This window comes from Chryseobacterium sp. DZ-32 (genome assembly GCF_059587025.1).
Genome location: NZ_JCAIOM010000006.1, coordinates 166,279 through 186,668, shown reverse-complemented (window position 1 = coordinate 186,668; position 20,390 = coordinate 166,279). Strand labels below are relative to the sequence as shown.

At 35.1% G+C, this 20,390-nt stretch carries 24 protein-coding genes and 1 riboswitch; of the genes, 22 read left to right on the top strand and 2 right to left on the bottom strand.

Annotated features, from left to right (window positions below; all coding sequences use genetic code 11):
* The first annotated feature begins 130 nt into the window (after window positions 1–130).
* From AC59HC_RS08830 to AC59HC_RS08815, 4 genes are all read left to right on the top strand, one after another.
* Window positions 131–538: a helix-turn-helix transcriptional regulator gene (locus tag AC59HC_RS08830; RefSeq protein ID WP_496558448.1), complete on the top strand. Its 408-nt coding sequence runs from the start codon at window positions 131–133 to the stop codon at window positions 536–538.
* A gap of 26 nt (window positions 539–564) precedes the next feature.
* Window positions 565–1,014, top strand: a complete 450-nt coding sequence (locus AC59HC_RS08825) for a hypothetical protein (RefSeq protein WP_496558447.1) — start codon at window positions 565–567, stop codon at window positions 1,012–1,014.
* A 71-nt stretch (window positions 1,015–1,085) separates the two neighbouring features.
* Window positions 1,086–1,580: a hypothetical protein gene (locus AC59HC_RS08820; protein WP_496558446.1), complete on the top strand. Its 495-nt coding sequence runs from the start codon at window positions 1,086–1,088 to the stop codon at window positions 1,578–1,580.
* Between the two features lie 44 nt (window positions 1,581–1,624).
* Window positions 1,625–2,260, top strand: a complete 636-nt coding sequence (locus tag AC59HC_RS08815) for a hypothetical protein (protein ID WP_496558445.1) — start codon at window positions 1,625–1,627, stop codon at window positions 2,258–2,260.
* A gap of 323 nt (window positions 2,261–2,583) precedes the next feature.
* Here AC59HC_RS08815 and AC59HC_RS08810 read toward each other — a convergent pair whose 3' ends face one another.
* Entirely contained in the window at window positions 2,584–3,012 is a 429-nt protein-coding gene (locus AC59HC_RS08810; protein ID WP_482399628.1) for a CBS domain-containing protein, read from the bottom strand.
* Between the two features lie 549 nt (window positions 3,013–3,561).
* On the opposite strand from AC59HC_RS08810, the gene AC59HC_RS08805 reads away from it, so the two are divergent.
* The 18 genes from AC59HC_RS08805 to AC59HC_RS08720 all read left to right on the top strand — a co-directional run bounded on the left by AC59HC_RS08805 (window position 3,562) and on the right by AC59HC_RS08720 (window position 18,167).
* A complete protein-coding gene (locus tag AC59HC_RS08805; RefSeq protein WP_146207821.1) occupies window positions 3,562–4,191 on the top strand; it encodes a hypothetical protein in 630 nt (209 codons plus the stop codon).
* Window positions 4,192–4,834: 643 nt separating this feature from the next.
* On the top strand, window positions 4,835–6,010 hold the full coding sequence (locus AC59HC_RS08800; protein WP_496558444.1) for a Kelch repeat-containing protein: 1,176 nt from the start codon (window positions 4,835–4,837) through the stop codon (window positions 6,008–6,010).
* A gap of 59 nt (window positions 6,011–6,069) precedes the next feature.
* Window positions 6,070–6,765, top strand: a complete 696-nt coding sequence (locus tag AC59HC_RS08795) for a hypothetical protein (protein WP_496558443.1) — start codon at window positions 6,070–6,072, stop codon at window positions 6,763–6,765.
* Window positions 6,766–6,802: 37 nt separating this feature from the next.
* Window positions 6,803–7,312, top strand: coding sequence for a YegJ family protein (locus tag AC59HC_RS08790; protein ID WP_313003776.1), 510 nt, complete (start codon window positions 6,803–6,805; stop codon window positions 7,310–7,312).
* A gap of 106 nt (window positions 7,313–7,418) precedes the next feature.
* Complete coding sequence (locus tag AC59HC_RS08785; protein ID WP_496558442.1) at window positions 7,419–7,964, top strand: hypothetical protein; 546 nt, start codon at window positions 7,419–7,421, stop codon at window positions 7,962–7,964.
* Between the two features lie 7 nt (window positions 7,965–7,971).
* Window positions 7,972–8,631, top strand: a complete 660-nt coding sequence (locus AC59HC_RS08780; protein ID WP_496558441.1) for a DUF2461 domain-containing protein — start codon at window positions 7,972–7,974, stop codon at window positions 8,629–8,631.
* Between the two features lie 30 nt (window positions 8,632–8,661).
* A complete protein-coding gene (locus AC59HC_RS08775; protein ID WP_202841388.1) occupies window positions 8,662–9,237 on the top strand; it encodes a hypothetical protein in 576 nt (191 codons plus the stop codon).
* Between the two features lie 9 nt (window positions 9,238–9,246).
* Window positions 9,247–9,786, top strand: coding sequence for a hypothetical protein (locus AC59HC_RS08770; RefSeq protein WP_496558440.1), 540 nt, complete (start codon window positions 9,247–9,249; stop codon window positions 9,784–9,786).
* Window positions 9,761–10,213 carry a hypothetical protein gene (locus AC59HC_RS08765; protein WP_496558439.1) on the top strand — a complete coding sequence of 151 codons (453 nt, stop codon included), beginning with the start codon at window positions 9,761–9,763 and terminating at the stop codon, window positions 10,211–10,213. The genes AC59HC_RS08770 and AC59HC_RS08765 overlap by 26 nt, the downstream gene beginning before the upstream one ends.
* Window positions 10,214–10,717, top strand: a complete 504-nt coding sequence (locus tag AC59HC_RS08760; RefSeq protein WP_343640691.1) for a hypothetical protein — start codon at window positions 10,214–10,216, stop codon at window positions 10,715–10,717.
* Between the two features lies 1 nt (window position 10,718).
* Window positions 10,719–11,153, top strand: a complete 435-nt coding sequence (locus AC59HC_RS08755; RefSeq protein WP_202841396.1) for a hypothetical protein — start codon at window positions 10,719–10,721, stop codon at window positions 11,151–11,153.
* Between the two features lie 85 nt (window positions 11,154–11,238).
* On the top strand, window positions 11,239–12,849 hold the full coding sequence (locus AC59HC_RS08750; RefSeq protein ID WP_496558438.1) for a serine hydrolase: 1,611 nt from the start codon (window positions 11,239–11,241) through the stop codon (window positions 12,847–12,849).
* Between the two features lie 131 nt (window positions 12,850–12,980).
* Window positions 12,981–13,364 (top strand): 5-carboxymethyl-2-hydroxymuconate Delta-isomerase, encoded by a 384-nt coding sequence (locus tag AC59HC_RS08745; RefSeq protein ID WP_062675862.1) that lies wholly within the window; start codon window positions 12,981–12,983, stop codon window positions 13,362–13,364.
* Between the two features lie 36 nt (window positions 13,365–13,400).
* The gene (locus tag AC59HC_RS08740; RefSeq protein WP_346562296.1) at window positions 13,401–13,904 is read left to right on the top strand and encodes a DinB family protein; all 504 of its coding nucleotides are present in this window, start codon (window positions 13,401–13,403) and stop codon (window positions 13,902–13,904) included.
* A 477-nt stretch (window positions 13,905–14,381) separates the two neighbouring features.
* A complete protein-coding gene (locus AC59HC_RS08735; RefSeq protein WP_411413399.1) occupies window positions 14,382–15,626 on the top strand; it encodes a hypothetical protein in 1,245 nt (414 codons plus the stop codon).
* Window positions 15,627–15,667: 41 nt separating this feature from the next.
* The gene (locus AC59HC_RS08730; RefSeq protein WP_496558437.1) at window positions 15,668–16,021 is read left to right on the top strand and encodes a DUF2200 domain-containing protein; all 354 of its coding nucleotides are present in this window, start codon (window positions 15,668–15,670) and stop codon (window positions 16,019–16,021) included.
* 146 nt (window positions 16,022–16,167) lie between these two features.
* Window positions 16,168–16,293: riboswitch (FMN riboswitch) on the top strand.
* A 92-nt stretch (window positions 16,294–16,385) separates the two neighbouring features.
* Complete coding sequence (gene ribB, locus AC59HC_RS08725) at window positions 16,386–17,033, top strand: 3,4-dihydroxy-2-butanone-4-phosphate synthase (RefSeq protein WP_110008179.1); 648 nt, start codon at window positions 16,386–16,388, stop codon at window positions 17,031–17,033.
* Between the two features lie 135 nt (window positions 17,034–17,168).
* Window positions 17,169–18,167, top strand: coding sequence for a T9SS type A sorting domain-containing protein (locus tag AC59HC_RS08720; RefSeq protein WP_343640676.1), 999 nt, complete (start codon window positions 17,169–17,171; stop codon window positions 18,165–18,167).
* Between the two features lie 62 nt (window positions 18,168–18,229).
* Here the strand turns inward: AC59HC_RS08720 and AC59HC_RS08715 are convergent, their stop codons facing one another.
* The gene (locus tag AC59HC_RS08715; RefSeq protein WP_202841404.1) at window positions 18,230–20,314 is read right to left on the bottom strand and encodes a TonB-dependent receptor domain-containing protein; all 2,085 of its coding nucleotides are present in this window, start codon (window positions 20,312–20,314) and stop codon (window positions 18,230–18,232) included.
* Window positions 20,315–20,390: the final 76 nt, after the last annotated feature.

Sequence of the window (20,390 nt, the reverse complement as noted above, 5' to 3'; positions counted from 1 at the left end):
AAAAAAATAAGTAATCCAAAGTCAGGAGACTTTGGATTCTTTATATTCCTACCTCATCTAAAATACCTCCATTCTCCCATTTCCTATCCCCCAACTTTTACTTATATTTGTTTCTATAACGTACACAAATATGCAAAACAAAAAAATACATCAAGGGAGAAATATCAAGCGTTTTCGTGAGATGTTGGGCATCAAGCAGGAGGCTTTGGCTTTTGATCTTGGGGAAGACTGGAACCAGAAGAAAATTTCGCTTTTGGAGCAGAAAGAAACTATTGAAGATCCTTTACTGAAAAGGATTTCTGAGGTATTGAAAATTCCTGTGGAAGCTTTTCAGAATTTTGATGAAGAGCAGGCTATCAATATTATTTCTAATACTTTCGATAATTGTCATCAACCAGCTTCTATTTTCTATAATTCTACACTTAATCCTGTGGATCAATTAATCAAAGTACACGAAGAAAAAATTGCACTGTACGAAAGAATGCTGAAAGAAAAAGATGAAATGATGGCCAGACTGGAGCAGCTGATTCAAAAATAAAAAACAAAACTAATAACCAACCCTTCATGAAACTCTATACTTTCATAGCAGTATTATTCTTGCTGTCCTTCAGCTGTGCAAGAAAAGACCAATACCGTGTCGGCCAGCAATGGAACTACAAAACCCGCCCCACAGAAAAAAGCTCTACCCTTACCATATTAAAGATTGAAGACTACCCTGAAACCGGAAAAGTGATTCATATTTCTGTCAGCGGTTTGAAGATGAAAAACCCTGCCAGTCCTACTGGGTATGCAGAAAACCTCAGCCATCTTCCTCTATCAGAAGAAGCTTTGAACAAAAGTGTCACCAGCTTGAAAAAGGAAGCCTACAAAAAACTGGACTCCCTTGAAATGGATGGATATTCTTACTGGAAAAAAGAGTTTGATAAAGGAAATGCCGGGATATTTACGATTCCCGTTTCTGAGATTGTAAGTACAATGGAAAAATCTATTGTTGCAGGGGATTATACCAAATAAAATACCTACATGACAAAGTCTCTGGACTTCAGAAACAAACTATATAATTTAGAATTATCCTTGATACTGGTATGAAAAACTTTAGTCTGATTTTAGCTTTATTACTTTTTTTATCTTGCAACTCACAGAAAAAATTGCAGGGAACCTATAAATCCAACAAAGCTGAATTTGGTTTCTTTGTCACCAAGATAGATTTTAAGAATAACAATGAATTTAATTACGTGTTTTCCGGAGATCTTCAACATCAGGAACTTTCCGGGCATTATACGGTAAGCGGCCATAATTTGTATTTAAAATTCAATAAAAATAAAGAAGAGGTCGAATCTGTACATGATTCATTAACAATAGCTGACATGTTATCCGGCAACTATAATAATTATGATTTAAAAAACGAAAACGGGATCAACTACCATTTAAAATATAAAATCAAAGGAAATAAGCTCTTTGTTTATGACATCAAAAGTGGGCAACTGAAAAGAAAATCAAAAGTATATACTAACCAAAGGAAGTATGTATTTTGGGGCTCCCGGTGGAAATACCAAACAGTTTATCTTAAAAAAATATAGTCCTGGAATATTAATTTAATATCTAAATTAAAATCAGAATGAAAATGAATTGCAACAAATGTAAAAATGAAGTGATTACTCTAAAATTTACAGAAGAACAAAAGCTTGATCTTTATATTTTGATGCAAAACGATTTAAAATTATTTGCTGAAAAAAAATTAATTGACGAATTCAATGTAGACCAAAATGAAGCAAGAATTATTATTCAACATGTAAACAATAGAAATGGCAGATGTGCAGAATGTGAGTTTGAAAAATTGAATGGAGAATATACTGAATGTCCCAATTGTGGTGCTTTTAATTTTAATCTTAATGAACCAGTGTTTAATTTAGAATTTTGCAGTCATTTAGAATGGTCTCTGGATTTTAAAAACATTGAAAATGAAAAGATAAAATATTATGCTAAGAGTTTTTGGTGTGATGGTATACATCATTTACCCGAAGACACAAAATCTTTACTTTATCATAATATTGAAAACAACAAGCAAATAATAACAAAAGCCTGGATTGGATATGGTGGCAATGAAATTTATGAAATGAAAATCAAGTTTGGGAAAAAAGCTATAGAAAATTATAAAAATAATAAAAGTTTAATCGAATGCATTCCAGGAAATAATGAAGTTCCGAATTGGATAAAGTTATTTATGGAAGATAAAAAGATTGAAATTCAATTAAAATAATAACTGTTGTTAACCTGAGTTTTAACCATTGTAGAAGACAGTAACCTTGCTCCACAATGTCTCCTGACTTTGCTCCTCACCCGCTGCCGTACAATTGTATCCTGTGGCTTTGATTTTATATTATAAGAATCTTTAATTGATAATATTATAACCACACGAAAGAATTCTTGCAGCAACGGGGACATTCAGCAGCCTCTAAAAAAATAAAGAAACCCAAAGCCAAGACTTCGGATTTCTTATACGTATATAATTTCCAATTACTCTGAATTTGGAAAATGTAAGAACTCAGTGTAAGTGGACATTTAAAATGAATACTGGTTCATTTAATACTGCTGCAATAAATACTTTAAAATATCTGTAGTAGTCACAATACCTTTTAGCTCGCCATTTTCTACCACCGGAACAGAATGAAAACTATGTTCGGATAAAATCTCTGCCACTTCCTTTATGGTAGTCTCAGGATTTACAGTGAGAGGAGCTTTTGTCATCACCTGCGAAATAGTAAATACATCGTATACCACTGCTGACACAGGAACATCCTCCGCATCATCCGATTGTTCTACGTCCGCATAGCTGATTTTTAATAAATCACTATAACTTAATACGCCTAATAACTTTTGATTTTCTACAACCGGAATATGCCTGATTTTATTTTTTTTAAATAAATTTTCAGCCTCATACAATGATTGTGTAAGATTGAGTGTAATCAGGTTTTTAGTCATAATTTGGGAAATTGGAACTCTTTGTTTCATAGCATTTTTGTTTAGATTATTGTGAAGATTTACAATGAAAAACGAACCTTAAATCCCTTTTTCATACTCAAAGTTAGCGAAGAAACACCTGCCTCATCATACCATTGCAGCTGATATTTATCAATTTTCCCCGCTGTATGATATGTTACATATCATGGTTTCATTTTTGTATTTTTTCAAAGAAACCTCTAACTTTAGTATATCATTTTCAATAACTTACAAAAAACCACTCCACATTCTATGACACTAAGCAAGCAACAATATAGCTTTTTGTCCTCATCTAAAATACCCGCTCCCCCCGCTACCGCACGATTGTATTGTATGGCTCGGTTAAAACTATATAATTTATAATACTGTAACCACACGAAAGGATTCGTGCAGGTAGCATGGTATTGCTGGAATTTAGGGTTGAATGTTAGCAATAGAACTATTTGTTTCAGAAATCTTCGTAATTTTACACGGATTATGCTTCGGTTGCCCCGAAACTACAGCAATACCCGAAACGTTAGCAGAAATTTTATCATATACATCGCTTATCAAGCAAAACTTATGAAATTAAAACCAATTATTATTTTATCATCTGTACTTTTACTTACAAGTTGCGTAAAAGTTTGGAATCAGATGAGTGAATTGAAGCCACTTGAAGAGTACTCTACTCAAAACGCAAATATCCAAGAAAAAAATGTGATGGATGCAAAAATCACTTTCATTAACGATAAAACGATTGATGGAAAAATTAGAGGTCAAAAAAATATAATTTATGGATTTCTAAATGAAACTTCAATAAACAAATTTCTTCAAATTTATGATAAGACAGGAAAAAAAGAATACATCTATTTCCAACTCCTAAAAGAAATAACTATTAAAGATTATAACGGAAACGAAAGAAGATTTGTGAATAGAGGTTCTGAATATAAATCTTTGCAGGAGAACTTTTATGATGGAAAAATTAAATGGTTTAGAGAATATTACAATAACGCATATGATGGAAGCGTTCAGATAAAAGATCATTTCATCAATGAAAAAAATCAAGAAGTGAATGTTGGCACATTCAATAGTATGAAAAATAAACTGAAAGAAATTACCTCTTCAAAACCTGAATTATCTTCAAAAATTGAAAATACATCAACATTTGACAAAGAAACTGTTATTAGAATTTTAAAAGAATATGAACAATAAGAAAAATTTCTGATAACATCGGTTTTGCAATAGTGGGGCGAACCCACGCTCCGCAAAGTCTGGAGACTTTGCGCCATCATAAAAAACAAAATCCGAAGTCTCCCACTTCGGATTTTTTATATCCCTCCGCCTAAAATACCCCACTCTCCCGCTCCGCAAAGTCTCCCGACTTTGCGAAAAAAATAAAGCACCTCTACCCTCTTCTATAAATCCTTCAGCCACTTCATGAAGTATCTCCAGCCCCTTCCATAAGTCCTTACAGCCCCTTGGGTAAGGAAGTATCTCCCCTTCGGAACGGCCTTTACCCCCTTATGCAACCCCCTATAACCACTTCCTAAAGCCCCTCCAACCCCTTCCATAAGTCCCTTTACCCCCTTGGATAAGGGGCTATACCCCCTTCATGAACCCCCTATATCCCTTTGGTAAGGGGGTAGCGATACCTGATGAAATATAAAGTGTGATTGAAATCGACCATTTTTTAGAAATAGAACCTCATGCTTGTCTGAATAAAGTAATTTTAAAATTCTCTTCAACTTTTTCCTATCTTTAAACCATGATTATTCTCTTAAAGTCCGGTACTAAAAATAAACCCGGGCTCCAATAAAGAAAATCAGATAAAACAAACACACTAAACCTCATACCATTGAAAACAAAATTATTATTCCTTTCATTTTTGGGCTCACTGCTCGCCCATGCACAAACACTTCAATTTAAAACGCTCGCCAATATGTCTGCAGGAAGAGGAGCTATATCCAGTGTCATTGTAGATGATAATATCTATGTGAGCAACGGATATCAGGAAAGCGGAGGTATGGCCAATTATATTGAAAAATACAATATTACTGATAACAAATGGAGTGTTCTCAATGCTACTATCAGTCCTAAAAAATTTGCTAATTCGGAGACTTACAATAATAAAATGTATATTTTTAACGGTTGGGGAAACAGCCATCTTGAAATTGTAGATCTTGAAACCATGAAAGTAACGAAGGGTGCTGTGAACCGTTCGTATACAGGAAATGCAGGTTCTGCCATCCATAACGGGAAAATATATGTGTTCGGCGGAAGCGGACTGAACGGCGCTGCAACCACTGCATTTTCCAACAGATTCCAATATTATGATATTGCTTCAGATACCTGGCATCCATTACCGGATATGCCCACCGCCAGAGAAGCAAAGGGCAAAATTGTGAATGATAAATTGTATGTCATTGGCGGTTTCAACGGTACCTCATCCCGCCTGATCAATATCTACGACATCAATACCAATCGCTGGACCGATCAGATTACGATGCCAGCCGGGATATCAGGACATTCATTAGCGGTATCCGGTGATAAAATTTTCATTGCAGGAGGTTATAATAATCAGACGTTTCTGGCCTATTTCGATACAACAACCAATAAATTCCATCAGCTGTCATCCAATATGATTCCCAGAAGACACGCTGCAGCGGAAGTTTATAACAATAAATTATACATCATCGGCGGAAGTACAACGTCTGTAACCAAATCAGCTATTAAAAGTACACAAGCAGCTGATATTTCTGAAAGTGCCCTTTCTTCCAATACAGCCAATGAAGATCGTGAGACCACAACAAGAGTCTATACCAATGCATCCAGAGACGGTTTTATCATCAGTAATAAAAATAACAGCAATCAGTTTGAATTTACCGTCTACTCTTTAGATGGACAAGTGATCAACAGGGGCTTTGCCTATTATAACAGAAATATTGACTTATCAAGAGTACAGCGCGGAACTTATATCTTTAGTTTTAAAGATGAAAAAGGGGTTTTACAGAAGATTAAAATTGTAAGATGATAGTAAGTGCTATTTATTAAATATTTGCATTAGCACCATAATCCATTAAAACAGCTTTGATGGATTTACAGGATTTGAAAACCAATAACCATACTATGAACGCTCAGGAACTTCAAACATTACTCACTGAAAGAGCTGAAAAGTTTCATCTCAAAAATGAAGCATTTCACACGCTCCAAAAAATACTCTCAGAAGATCCTGAAGAATTGATAGGAGGCTTTGCCCGCCACGAAATTACTTTTGTATTTGAGGGATACCAATATCTGATTGAACAGCAATACCGGGAACCTGTTATCCGGGCAAGAATAAGTCTTTGTGTAGAAAATGACATGTATCTTAGAAATTCAGAACCCATTGGGTATTATGATCTTGAAATGGATTTTGATGGAGAAATAGTAGATGACTGGTTTGTTATCGAAAAGGAGAAATACCTGAAAGACATCGGAATCATATCCTATTTTCAGGAGATGAACAAAATGATGCCTTCTCACTATTTAAAAGGAAATCATGGCGAATATGAATTTGTTTCCTATATATCCTTAGTTGGAACACTATTCAAAAGCAAAGATTTTGAAGGCTCCGGATTATTTGTCGACCGAGCAAACACTTATTTAAAAGATCATTCTTTACCTGATAAAGATTACTTAAAGGAATGCAAGTATTTCCTGAAAATAATAAGCCGCTACCTGATAGAAAATAACCTGGTTTCTGAAGAACTGAAACAGAAATTAGAAGATTATACGATTAATAAGTGACAATTAGAAACTTGAATTAATATCATCAGATTAAATTATGCGCTGCAAATATCCAATCTATCTACTTCTAAGCCTTATCGTATTAAGCTGCCAAAGAAAAGATCAAGTTGTAAAAAGAGATAATGAGCCCGACATTCATATTCTGCAGGGAGAAGACACCGAAATGAATACTGCGATAGAAAATGCCCAAAAATCATTATATAAGTTCAAAGAAGCAATAGAAAGCCGCAATCCGGATTACTACAATTTTGCACTGAAAGAAAGATTTAACACCGCAGGTTCCGGAGGCGAGCATATCTGGATAAGTGAAGTTCAATATTCTGATGATAAATTCTATGGAATTGTAGATGGAGATCCCATATCAACAACAGAAGTAAAACTGGGAGATACTATTGAAATTAATCCACACAATATTACAGATTGGATGTATATCGATAAAAATATTGTGAAAGGAGGTTATACTACCAGAGTTTTAAGAAAAAGAATGTCACAAAAAGAACGTGAACAAATGGACAAAGAAAATGGGTTTACATTTGAAAATGAGTAAGCCTCATCATTTTCCCTTCCTTCATTTTTTATCCCTCCAACTTTCCCTTATATTTGTTTCAATAACGGTCTGATCAATGATGACGGCACAAACCAAACAAAAAAATATGACAACAAAAGAAGACTTCTGGGACAGGAAAAAGAAATTAAATGATGATTTTTTCGTAATGAGTTCCCTGACAAATCCGGCCACCGAAGAACAGATTACAAAGTATGAAGAAAGTACAGGTTTTACATTCAGTGAAGATATTAAGGATTTCCTGACAACATTTGGCTCCTTGCTTCTTGAAGTTAGAGAAGAAGTATGGAAACGGCCCGAAGAATTTGATGTTCTTCCAGCCTGGAAATTCGGGTACGGCTTTTTCGTGTACGGGCTTTCCCAGGACGAAGAAATGCCTTCATGGATGGGTTTTGAAGAGAAGCATGCCGAAGCTCTTGAATATAAAGAAAAGCCTCTGGGCCAATTATTTTTCAAACGCAGTGGAAATCTGTACAGAGCTTATACCGACAACGGCATCATCAAAGTGGAGTACGACAAATATGACGAGGAAGATTACGATATATTTGAAGGAAATATTTATGATTTCCTGATAGAGGAAATTAACAAATTAGAAGAAGATTATCAAGAATATATCAACGAAGGAAAATCCTGATCTGAATATGAAAAAAGCATTTGAGTTTCTTACCCATTTAAAAGAAAATAACAACCGGGAATGGTTCGCAAAGCACAAATCCGAATATGATACCATTGTAAAGGAAAATAAAGTTTTATTTACTCAGATCTACAATGAACTTCAGGAGCATGATCAGCTTAAAGGAATGCATATTTTCAGGATTTATAATGACGTCCGTTTTTCCAAAAACAAAACACCCTATAAAACCAATTTTGGAGTGGGATATTCCCGTTCGAAGCCCATGCTGAGAGGTGGATATTATATTCAGCTGGAACCGGGCAACAGTTTTGTAGGTGGTGGATTCTGGGGGCCTGAAGCCAAAGATTTACTTCGCATCCGTAAAGAATTTGAAATCAGCAGCAAAGAAATTGAAAAAATTATCGCTGATAAAACTTTTATACAATATTTCGGAGAACTTAAAGGAGACTCTGTAAAAACAGCACCGCGGGGTTTTGATAAAAATCATCCGGCTATAGATTTAATCCGAAAAAAACAATTCCTGGTGATGCGGGAATTTACAGATAAGGAGGTTCTGTCAGACAGCTTTCAGAAGGAAGCCATCCAGACCTTGCTGGCAATGCGTCCTTTTTTTGATTATATGAGTGAAGTGCTGACAACGGATCTCAATGGAGAGCTTTTGTATTAAAATTCATACTTTTTCAAAGCTAAACACGATATGAAACCGTTCCTTCTATTATCTTTTTATTTATTGATATCAGCATGTCATTCGTCAAATAAGAATGATGGCATCATCTCGAAACCTACATTTGAAATCATTAAGGAGACAGATTCAACGTCTTCTTTACGCTGGACTAATGGTAAGAGTATATTCAATTCTTCAGAGCCGATCAGTAACAATTATCTGGATCATAAAACATCCTTACAATGGAGTAATGATCAATTCATGTGTATCAGACATTCCAATGGAAGCGATACATGGACAGACTTAATTTTACCTTTCGACAGTAATGAAGTTAAATTGTATGAAAATGCTCTGGCTTATGACAAAGTGAACGGTATTGTTATCTATGAAACAGACTCTCTTCCTTACCGGTTAGTAGCCGAAAATATGATTAAAAAGGAAAAGCAGTTCCTGGGAGAAAACTGGAAAGACTGCTCCAGCATTTTCCCTCATTATTGCATCGACAGTATTCATATTGAAAACAAAGAATTGTATGTTCATTGGACTTTACCCAACAAAATAGATAAGCCCAACAAAACAGAAGTAGAAAAAATTAAAGTAAAACTTTAAAAACAACCCATGAAAATAAAAATTCTTCTTCTTCTTTTATTCATCGTCAATGCTGTCAAAGCACAAATCACCGAGAAAATAACCATTCCCAATGGCGTAGTATATCATTATGCAGATGATAAAATCAACGAAAAAGCAAAAAAACTGCTAACGGAGAGTCTTACCAATGCACCCAATGATGATCTGTTGGGAAAAAATTTAATTATCGGACCAACACTCTGGAAAAGATTTAAAAATATTGAAAGCTTAAAAAGTATTCCTGATAGTTTGATTTTCCATATAGATGATGTGGAAATTGAAGGAAAAATGGCCAAAAAGCTGGATGACTCCAAAAAAATATGGAATGAATTTAAAAAAGAAGTTTCCGGGAATTATCAGATAAGAAAAGCCAATGAAGACGAATTAAAATATTACTGGTCTACCATTTCATTTGATATTCAGGAACCCTTGTTCATCATTCAGACCGAGAACCACTATTATATTGTCAACTTTCTGCAGGAAAAGCTAAAAGTATTCTGGCTGGATGAGTTCCCATATAAAAATTCTTAGCAATCCTATTGACAAGGGAACCTATAGAACGGATGGAACCATTAAAACGTATAAAAATGGCAATGAGGTATATGTTACCGATAAAGGCAACAAAGAAACTAAACTTGAAAAGGTCATATTCTTGTCCGGTGATTCAGAATTAAAGGCCAATTCTTCTTTTGAGGATATTAAATCTGTTATTGAAAAAACCAACAGAATTTTTGAGAATTTGTTTAAAAACTCAAAAGGTGAAGGAAAAATAATGGTTCAATTTGAATTGGGAAAAAAGAAAAACGACATTCAGTTTGCAGTTAAAGATAATCCGGATCTGGAAATCATGAAAGAATTTGAAAAACAGGTGAATAAAGAAACATATCCTAATTCTAAAAAAAATACCGTTAAGTTTCAACTGCTTTATAAGGTTAATTCTTACAACGATATTGAATAAATGTCCACCATCATTAAAATAAAAAACAAGACCAATTGGCTATTGACCATTATATTAGGGTTAGGGTTACTCATACTCTCTTTTATTATTCTGATTATTATTCCTCTTTCAAGCCTTCAGGAGGAAAGTTCCTTTTTTATTTTACATTATATTTCATTTACCGCTCCATTTACAGTTTTTTTTATTCTATTCCTGTATATCTGGCTATGGAATACCTTTGGAAAAACGGTTCTGACCATTGATCCCGAAACCATAAAAATTGAGTATAAAAATAAATTGTTTGCCAGCCCTAAAACTTATCTGAAAAAAGATATTAATCAGATTGAAATAAAAGATTTTCAGGTAGAAAGATATAAGTTGGGTGTTCGTTATCACTTTTCTCTGAATGGCTCAACCTACTCTGTTGTTTTTGTACATAATGGCAATGAAATAAGACTTATAGACTGGATTACAGAAACCAAAGCCAGTGAAATAGTGAATGAAATAAAAAACATGTGGTATTAAAATGAAAAAAAACGATCAATCAAAACACCGTATCTGTATTTCAAAGATAAAAAGAACTACTATTAAACCTTACGATGCTTTTCAATGGACAAAATTTTATGAAGACAATTATTCTTTTTATGATGCATATCCTGGCATCTCAATCCAATTAAATGCAGAAGAACTTCTGATCTGTTCTACTATTATTGACTTAGATAATTACAGTATTCTGACGACTCAGAAATTGATCACATCAGAAAAAGGAGTTTTGGAATCCGGACTCATTATACATGCAGAAAATGGATTATACGGAAATTTTAAAGGACATGGAAATGAGAAGTTTACTTTCGGAAAAATCATTCTGGAAAATGGAAAAACCGTAAAGTATTTTATCGAAACCGGAAAAGCATCTATGATCATGGTCTATGGAGTTAAGACTTTAATTCAAATTAAATAATCCTCTACTCTTCTTCAATAAAAACATTTTTAAAACCCCATGTAATATTATCACACTCAAAAGTGTCTTATTTAAAAAAAATTACATGAAATCTATTCTCACCTGTATCGTTTTAATGTTTGCGATGCATCCTCTTTTTTCACAGAAATCCCAAAAACTGGAACAGTTATTTTCAACGTATGAAAAAGCAGGATTGTTCAGTGGTTCTGTTTTGATTGCCGAAAAAGGAAAAATTATTTTTGAAAATAGCTACGGCTACAGAAATGCTCCTAAAAAAGAAAAAAATACCAATAACAGTCTTTATAGAGTTTTCTCCACCACAAAAATGTTCACAGCAACCGTTATTTTTCAGTTGGAAGAACAAGGGAAATTGTCTCTGGATGACAAACTCTCCAAATATTATCCTGATTTTCCGAAGGGTGACAGCATTACTTTAGCTCATCTGCTTTCCCATACATCAGGAATTCAAAATCATACCAACTCTGAGGATACTGTAGATGAAGAAACATTTTTAAAATATATTTCTGCAAAACCCTTGAATTTCCCCCCGGGCAAAGATTGGGATTACTCCAATTCCGGATATTATATTCTGGGTTACATTATTAAAAAAATAACAGGTTCAGGTTATGATAAAGTGATAGAGAATAATATCCTGAAGCCCCTTAAAATGAACCATAGCGGATTCAACTTCAACAATGTTACGGATGAGAATAAAGCATTAGGTTATGAATTTCTATCCGATAATAAGTCTAATGAAGCATTACGTTTCAAAACTGACCATCCTTTTGGGGCAGGAGCCATGTATTCTACGGTAGAAGATCTTTTCAAGTTTAACGAAGCATTAAAGAATCACACCCTTCTGAAAAAGGAAACCACAGATAAAGCTTTTACTCCCTATCTCAAGGATCATTATGGATTAGGCTTCCAGATTTCGATTGTTTTTGACAAAAAACGGGTGGGGCATGATGGCGGCGGACCAGGTTACAGAAGCAGATATTACAGAATTCCGGAGGATGATATTTGTGTGATTGTCATATCAAATTCAGAACTTTCACACACGGATTTTATCTTTCCTCAATTAGAAAAAATACTGTACAATAAACCATATAGCATTCCGGCCATTGCAAAAGTGAGTCCCGGGGATTTAAAAAAGCTGGAAGGTGTTTATTCCACAGAAGATTCAAATTTTTACATCACCAGTAACGATGGACAACTTGTTTTCAAAGAAGGCAGCTATCCAAGAAACGCTTTATTACCGAAAAGCAAAACATCATTTCAGCTGGATGAAAAATTCACCTGTACATTCCAACGGGATCAAGACGGAAAAATAAATACTCTGGTCATTCATTTCTGGGATGGAACTGTAAAAACAGCAAAAAGAAAGGCCAATACTCTTACGTGGGGAATTATCGGAAACGCAACGCCGAACGGTTGGGAAGGAAAAGATATACCACTACAAACAGATCCTAAAAATCCGAATATCTCTTTTCTGAAAAACTATACATTAAAAAAAGGTAATTTAAAATTCAGGTTTAATAATGACTGGGGATACAACCTCGGTCTGAATAATGACAATAAAAGTATTGCCTTCGATGCTTATGATTTCCCAATCCATGAAGATGGAATTTATGATATTGTTCTTGACATGACCAACGCTGTACAACCACAATACAGCATTAAAAAATCAAATCTATAAAACCAGTATTCACAAAGTAAAAAATACATATTTTAAAGCCGTTTTGTTTTCAAAACGGTTTTTATTTTTAATTTCCATTACTATTTTTTATTATTTTTATCTCACACAAAATCAAACACAAAATAGAATCTATGCCCCATTTTATAATAGATTGTTCACAGGATATTCTTCAGCAGAGAACACCCGATGAATTGATGGATGCAGTTTATGAAGCGGCAGACGGAACAGGACTGTTTGCTCCCAATGACATCAAAGTAAGACTTCAACCCTATCAGTATTACAAATTAGGCACAGGTAAGAAAAATTTTCTACATGTGTTTGGGTATATCATGCAGGGGCGCAATACAGAACAAAAAGCAGATCTTTCGAAGCAGATCTGTAACCAGCTTTCAGAATTGCTGCCTGATATTTCTTTTCTTTCTGTCAATATCAATGATTTCGAAGCAGCGACCTACAGCAACAAAGCACTCATTAATCCTGAAAATTCAGACCAGGACAGGCATTTTGGTTTATAACATTCACCTTTACACACACAACTAAACATTAATAATATGAGCTTAAAAACATTAGTCAGCAAAAGTGCGCAGTACAACAATTGGGTAGTCAATAAATATATCGACTGGTTATCCACAAAGTCTGATGAGCAGCTTAACCAGGAAACTATTTCCAGTTTTCCGACTATTTTAAAAACACTACACCACATCTGGCAAACTCAGGAATATTGGTGGAGCCACATTTCAGAAAAAGATGATTTTGATTTTGTAAAAACAGCAGAAACTACCAGCAAAGAAGATGTTTTCAATGCCATAAAAAACAATTCGCAGAAACTTGTAGATTATGTGGAAAGTTTATCTGAAGAAGATCTTTCAAAAAATGTAAAGATAGAATCCCAATGGTTTCAGTGTGATTTTTCGAAATACGAGTATATCCAGCATGCTATTCTTCACGGAACGTATCACAGAGGACAGATCGTAACGATGGGAAGAAATATAGGAATCACCGATGCTCCTATGACGGATTTTAATTTCTGGAATATTTATAAAGATCAGCAATAAAAGCCCAATTTTGTGGATAAGTGTAAAATAGAATTTTCGGACACCGATCGAATCCAATTAAAATATTGATTTTAAATATTTTAAATCAAAACAGGCCGTTATCCACATTTTCAACTATTTGTGGATAACTTTTCAACATCCCATTCACAGCTGTGGATAAAGTATGGATAAGTTTTTCACTCATGAAAACAAACAATATAATATACTGAAAATAAATAATTTAAATCAATATTATTTTTTTTGAGAATTCCTGAAATAAAAAATCATGTGGATAAGTTCTGTGGATAACTTATCCACATTTTTTCGACCTTATTATTCGCAGGCATTATTTTTAAAGCAAATGCCAGAGGTTATCGACAAAATAAATTGCTCCAATTACCGGAATTGTTTTCATACCGGATTATTAGATTTTTTGTAAGTTAGTTGATAAGGTATAGAACCTCATTTTTTCAATAAAATTTTAATGTAAAAAGTTCAATGTACAACACTACAATCCAAAAAGAGTGGTTCTCAGAAGGGGAACGTTATGCAAAAGGCATCAATGAAATGGTTGAGTTTGGTGAAAAAAACGGCTGGGAAAACTGGAAAGGTGAAGAACCTGAAGATAAAAGAGCCAATATTGCCCGCGAAGTTTTTGAACTGCTTAAAACTGCCAACAAAAAAGGAGACACAGAAAACTTCAGAGAATATTTCCCACCTGCTCACGCTCCTATCATTCCCTTAATGGAAAATAAAGCTCAGAATATTGAGCATATGCACTTTATCACTGATGAAAAAATTGTTTTCCTGACAGGCACTTCATATGAAAAAAGACAGGCTTATCTTCTTGATAAAGATATTGTCACAAAACTCGATGAAAATATCCATGCTATCGGGAAATCCAAACGGGAAAACATTTTCGCCATTGCAGATGCTCACAAAATATCTTTATACAAAGGTTGGAATGGAGACCTTATCAATGAATTTGAAATGGATGAAAACCCAGATTTCGGGATTACAGATTTATATCCTTTTAATGATGGAAGCAAAGTTGTGATTGTTTCCTCAGACGGAATTTTTCTGGTTTCAAATACTGAAAAAAAACTCATCCATCCCATCAATGAAGACAATGAAGAAGACTGGAGCTCTCAGATTGACATGGAAAATGCAGCATTATCCAACGACAATTCTTATATCGTAGTAGGAGATCAGTGCTATGATCACAGAATACTGGATCACGAAGGCAATACCGTGGGATCTATAGGACCACAATCATCTTATCCACATTTTTGTCTTTTTGCAAAAGATGACAGCCAACTGATTACAAATTCCTGCCACTTTTACAACGGAATTACCATCGGAATCAATGCCGATCAATATGCAGGAGCTGATATTGAAGCGTATACAGAAAGTGAAGACTTTACTTTCATTGATGAAGAAATGAGAGTTTATGAAGGGGCTGCCATAAAAGATTATTATATTCTGGGAGACGCTTACGGCTATATCAAAGCTTTTGATAAGAATGGAAATCAGCTTTGGAGACACTTCCTTGGGTCTACCATTACAGGAATTGCACTTTCTGATGATGAAGAAACCCTGTGGGTAGCGGCACACTCAGGTATTTTACACAAATTAAAACTAGAGAAAGGACATAGAGATACCCACACCATCGGCAATGGGAAACATTATGAAGAGTTCAGACTGCTGATCTGGAAAGATGAGCCTCAGATCTGGAAGTGGTAATTAAAATCTTATTCTCAATATTAATTAATAACAATAAAGTCATGCAGAATACTAAAATTTTCACAACTGCTTTTGCCAGTGTTTATCCACATTACCTTCAAAAAGCTGAGAAAAAGGGACGCAGCAGAGAAGAAGTGCATGAAATCATATTCTGGCTGACGGGATATGATGAAAGTGATCTGCAGAACATCCTTAACAACAAAACCGACTTTAAAACTTTCTTTGAACAGGCACCTCAACTCAATCCAAATGTTTCATTGATCAAAGGAGTCATCTGCGGATATCGTGTGGAAGAAATTGAAGATGAACTGATGAGAAACATCCGGTATCTGGATAAACTGATTGATGAACTGGCCAAAGGAAAGAAGATGGAAAAAATTCTAAGAACAGCCTGAAAATTTAATTTCAAAAAAAAGTCATTGCTTAAATATGATTAAAAAGCTTCTCCAATTCAAAAAACTTCACGAAATTAGCGGTCTGTGCGTTAAATACTATTAATGAAATAAAAATTTAATTACAACATACAGCAAAACTTAGTATAAGTTTTCTTCGGGGCAGGGTGAAATTCCCTACCGGCGGTTACAGTCCGCGACTCCTTTCTTCGGAAGGGACTGATCTGGTGAAATTCCGGAACCGACAGTTAAAGTCTGGATGGGAGAAGAAAATGAGATGACCAATAAGATTCCTTATGGATTCTTGTTGCGTTGTATTTCATTTCCATGTACCGAAGTGTATTTTAACTTTTAAAAGTAAAATAACATGGAAAAATTATTAGAACAATTCGGAGCAAACTCCAAAGAACGTGTAGAAAAAGCACTTCAGACATTACAGCAGGGAAAAGGTATTCTACTGGTAGATGATGAAAACCGCGAAAATGAGGGCGATATCATCTTTCCCGCCTCCACTATTACAGAACAGGATATGGCACTTCTGATCCGCGAATGCAGCGGTATTGTCTGCCTTTGTATTTCCGAGGAAAAAAGCCGCCATCTTAATCTTCGTCCGATGGTGGAAAACAACAATTCAAAAAACCAGACCGCATTCACGATTTCCATTGAGGCAAGAGAAGGTGTGGAATCGGGAGTTTCTGCCAAAGACCGCGTGACAACAATCAGAACTGCTGTAGCAGCAAATGCTCAGGCAGAACATATTGCAAGTCCGGGCCATGTTTTTCCTCTGATTGCAAGAAAAGATGGTGTATTTGAAAGGCGTGGACATACCGAAGGCAGTGTAGATCTTGTAAAAATGGCCAATCTTGGTGAAGATGCCGTACTTTGTGAACTGACAAATGAAGACGGTTCCATGGCAAGGCTCCCTGAAATTGTAAACTTTGCCATCAAAAAAGATATGAGTGTCGTAACCATTGAAGATATTTATGCTTACCGTAAAATGGTAATAAGCAATTAAACCCAAGCATTTTTAACGCACAGACCGCCTGTTGATTCGATCAGCAGGCGTTTTTATTAAAAATATAATTAAAAAGAAAAAAAATTAACATTTGAATACTATTTTTTAATTATTTTTAACAAAAAAATTCTGACTATGAAAAAATCTCTACTCCTTTTACTAGGAGCATCTGCCATGATGTCTGCGCAGATCACGCTTACAAAAGCAGCCAATGACCCTATTTCCGGAAATATTGTTAATTACAACAACACAGCCGGCACCGTAAACAACTCTGCAACAGGTCCTAACGCAACATTTTCCAATGGCGGGCTTACGATGGGAGCAGCATCACAAACAACGTATTCAACTCCTAGTTCTACTGAAATAGCAACTTTCCCGGGTTCTACTCTTAAAATGGTAGACGGAGCAACAACCGTTTATTACAAAGCTTCAACTTCTAAACTGGAAATTACAGGAATTGTAAATACACAGGCCACTTTAAACTTTAGTGTGGATAACGGTACTCATATTAATTATCCAACAACGTACGGAGCGACACAGAACGACACCGCCAAAGGTACTTTTTCCTCATCTTCTGCCAGCGGATTATTCAGTGGTACAATGACTGCCATTGCTGATGCATATGGAACTTTAATTATAGGCAATCAAACATACACTAATGTTCTTAGAGTAAAATTCACACAGAATTTCAACCTGTATTCATCTCTGGATGTTACTTATTCTAACCCTATCGGAGCAATAACCAATACAGCCTATTCTTATTACGATGCTTCTCACAGATATGCCCTGCTTAATTCTACAAGCGGAAATATCAGTATTCCACTGTTGAGCATCAACCAGAATGTAAAAACTACATTTGCATTAAGTGAAACATTCCTGGGCGTAAACAGTGCAGTAAAAAAAGAAAACTTAGTGGTTTATCCTAATCCTGCACAGGATTTTATCGGTTTCAAAGGAAATACGGATAACTATTCCAAAGCAGATATTTACAGCCTGGATGGTAAACTGGTTAAAACTTCAGATGTAAAATCCGGAAACATACAGATTTCAGATCTTCCGCCAGCATCTTATTTCATTCAGATCAGCGGAAAAAATGCTGCAGATACAAAGAACACAAAATTCATTAAGAAATAATAAAACAAAATCCCCACTCCTACAAATGAGCGGGGATTTCTTATTAACATTCAAATTAGCATCTAAAAGGTAGCTGCAGGTGCAGTATCATTATTAAGCTTTCGCTGAATTTCTGTCTTTTTCCCTTTCGAGAAATCATAGCTCAGTCCTAATACAAACATGGATTTGTTGTTCATAATCTGTGTATGAACTTTATAATCTACGAGACTTTCCGGTAGGCTTTTCGTTTTATATTCCGAAGGCATTCCTATCCAGTACATTCCTGTAGAAAATGTCCAGTTCTTATGTTTATAGCTCACAAAAATATTATTCTGGTTTTCATTCGTATTAAGAAATGCTCCATTAAGGCTGTATACCGGAATATTGAACTGGTACTGAACAGAGAAAGATTTATATTCTGAAGAAAGCGAAAAGTAATTTCCTAAATAGTCATTTTTTATCAGAGCACCTTTACTAGTTCTTACTGTTTCAGATGTTGGTGTGATTACAGCTTTTATGACCAAAAGAGTATTTCCGAAAGGTTTATAAGATCCTGTTAACTGAACTCCATATCTCTGAGCATTCTTCCCGTTTTCATAAGTCAGGGCATATCCATTCAACACCTCATCGTGAACGTAGTACTGATTGATTACCCTGTTGGTATACCGGTAAAATAAGCCTGCATTAAAATCAAAATACTTATTATTAAAAGAATAAGTCAGGTTATTAGAAAAAACCTGCTGAGATTGTAAAAAGGGGTTTCCCCTCTGAACAATATTAGGAGCCAGCTGCACCACATTGCTACTCAAAGCATTACTCCATGGACTTACCGGATTATAACTTGCTGTAAAACGTAGGTTCTGATTCCCTTTAAGCTGATAAGCTAAAATAACCTTTGGAGTAAAAGTCCATTCATCAAAAGTATTTTCTGCACTTTTATTGTGAATATTGGTAAGCCCTGCTCCGATACGATAACTGAATTGATCTGCTTTTCCTGCAAATTCAGTATAAAAATACTGTTCCAGATAAGTAACATTATATTGAGAGTATCCGGCAAGATTATTCAGATCATTGGAAATAGAAGACCTTGAAATCCGGTATCCGGACGAAAGTTTTCCAGCCGTGAAATCATGCATATGCGCAAGTTCCCCAACCAAACTTGTTTGCTTTGCTTTCAATACCATATCATTGTCATATACAGACAATCCCGAACCAACAATCCATTCTTTGGCCGTTTCTGTGGTATTGGTGGTGTAATGAGAACCTACTACATTAATACTCAACTCATCTTTTTCACCAATCTTTTTAGAATAATATAGATCCAGCTTAGGAATCACATAATCCGAGCCATTATTTTTAAACATATTGTGTTCTTCTTTCAGATAATCTTCGGTAAAGACGCTCTGTCCTGTTCCTTTCGAAAACCTGCTGAAAATATCCATATTAAGTTTAGCCTGAAAAGCATAGTCATCGGGAACAAGTCTCGTATAGCGCAAAGCTATACTCTGGAAGGTATATCCAAAATGATCTTTGCGGTTTTCATCAGACCGGTAATGCTTCCCGTTCAGCTGATAATCATAGATGCTGTTGACTCTTCTGTCATTATAATCCCTAAGATTAAGGGAATATTCCAGTCCGAAATTATTTTTCCCTTTAGTATAATTGGCGTAGGCAGAACCGTTCACAAATCCGGTATTCAAAGCCGTAGATACATCAGCCCCGAAAACATACCCTGTTTCTGTGGATCTTGTCAGAATATTAACTACCGTATCTGCTCTCGTAGCCCATCTCGCTGGCGGAATGTCATAATATTCTACTTTCACCACTTCACCGGGCGCAACACTTCGGATCTGCATATCTGTAGCTTCAATCCCGTTGATAAGGAATAGTGTGGTTCCGCCTTTCGTACTGGTAATGGTATTTTCTACGGGATTCAGTTGTAACTCCGGGAGTGTGCTAAGTAAATCTTTTGCATAGCGTGCTCTGGCAAGCGCTTCTTTATCAAAAGTATAAACAGCTTTGTCTGCAAACTGTTTTTTACGTTGTGATTTTAAAATAACTTCCTGAATTTCTTTGGTTGTCCCTACATCAGCCGTATCATTTTTCTTCTCCTGTGAAAACATAAAAGCACTGCAAAGAAAGAAGATGGTATATATAGTTTTTTTCATGTCTGAAGATGAATTATACTAGTAGGACAATCAATGGCTGATGACTATTACATTAATAACAGCAAACAATTAAAAA

Coding starts and splice junctions, on each gene's coding strand:
- AC59HC_RS08805 (WP_146207821.1), top strand. CDS start 3,562: ATGAAATTAAAACCAATTATTATTTTATCATCTGTACTTTTACTTACA.
- AC59HC_RS08750 (WP_496558438.1), top strand. CDS start 11,239: ATGAAATCTATTCTCACCTGTATCGTTTTAATGTTTGCGATGCATCCT.
- AC59HC_RS08795 (WP_496558443.1), top strand. CDS start 6,070: ATGGATTTACAGGATTTGAAAACCAATAACCATACTATGAACGCTCAG.
- AC59HC_RS08760 (WP_343640691.1), top strand. CDS start 10,214: ATGTCCACCATCATTAAAATAAAAAACAAGACCAATTGGCTATTGACC.
- AC59HC_RS08810 (WP_482399628.1), bottom strand. CDS start 3,012: ATGAAACAAAGAGTTCCAATTTCCCAAATTATGACTAAAAACCTGATT.
- AC59HC_RS08820 (WP_496558446.1), top strand. CDS start 1,086: ATGAAAAACTTTAGTCTGATTTTAGCTTTATTACTTTTTTTATCTTGC.
- AC59HC_RS08825 (WP_496558447.1), top strand. CDS start 565: ATGAAACTCTATACTTTCATAGCAGTATTATTCTTGCTGTCCTTCAGC.
- AC59HC_RS08765 (WP_496558439.1), top strand. CDS start 9,761: ATGAGTTCCCATATAAAAATTCTTAGCAATCCTATTGACAAGGGAACC.
- AC59HC_RS08735 (WP_411413399.1), top strand. CDS start 14,382: ATGTACAACACTACAATCCAAAAAGAGTGGTTCTCAGAAGGGGAACGT.
- AC59HC_RS08755 (WP_202841396.1), top strand. CDS start 10,719: ATGAAAAAAAACGATCAATCAAAACACCGTATCTGTATTTCAAAGATA.
- AC59HC_RS08715 (WP_202841404.1), bottom strand. CDS start 20,314: ATGAAAAAAACTATATATACCATCTTCTTTCTTTGCAGTGCTTTTATG.
- AC59HC_RS08730 (WP_496558437.1), top strand. CDS start 15,668: ATGCAGAATACTAAAATTTTCACAACTGCTTTTGCCAGTGTTTATCCA.
- AC59HC_RS08790 (WP_313003776.1), top strand. CDS start 6,803: ATGCGCTGCAAATATCCAATCTATCTACTTCTAAGCCTTATCGTATTA.
- ribB (WP_110008179.1), top strand. CDS start 16,386: ATGGAAAAATTATTAGAACAATTCGGAGCAAACTCCAAAGAACGTGTA.
- AC59HC_RS08745 (WP_062675862.1), top strand. CDS start 12,981: ATGCCCCATTTTATAATAGATTGTTCACAGGATATTCTTCAGCAGAGA.
- AC59HC_RS08785 (WP_496558442.1), top strand. CDS start 7,419: ATGACAACAAAAGAAGACTTCTGGGACAGGAAAAAGAAATTAAATGAT.
- AC59HC_RS08720 (WP_343640676.1), top strand. CDS start 17,169: ATGAAAAAATCTCTACTCCTTTTACTAGGAGCATCTGCCATGATGTCT.
- AC59HC_RS08775 (WP_202841388.1), top strand. CDS start 8,662: ATGAAACCGTTCCTTCTATTATCTTTTTATTTATTGATATCAGCATGT.
- AC59HC_RS08770 (WP_496558440.1), top strand. CDS start 9,247: ATGAAAATAAAAATTCTTCTTCTTCTTTTATTCATCGTCAATGCTGTC.
- AC59HC_RS08830 (WP_496558448.1), top strand. CDS start 131: ATGCAAAACAAAAAAATACATCAAGGGAGAAATATCAAGCGTTTTCGT.
- AC59HC_RS08815 (WP_496558445.1), top strand. CDS start 1,625: ATGAATTGCAACAAATGTAAAAATGAAGTGATTACTCTAAAATTTACA.
- AC59HC_RS08740 (WP_346562296.1), top strand. CDS start 13,401: ATGAGCTTAAAAACATTAGTCAGCAAAAGTGCGCAGTACAACAATTGG.
- AC59HC_RS08780 (WP_496558441.1), top strand. CDS start 7,972: ATGAAAAAAGCATTTGAGTTTCTTACCCATTTAAAAGAAAATAACAAC.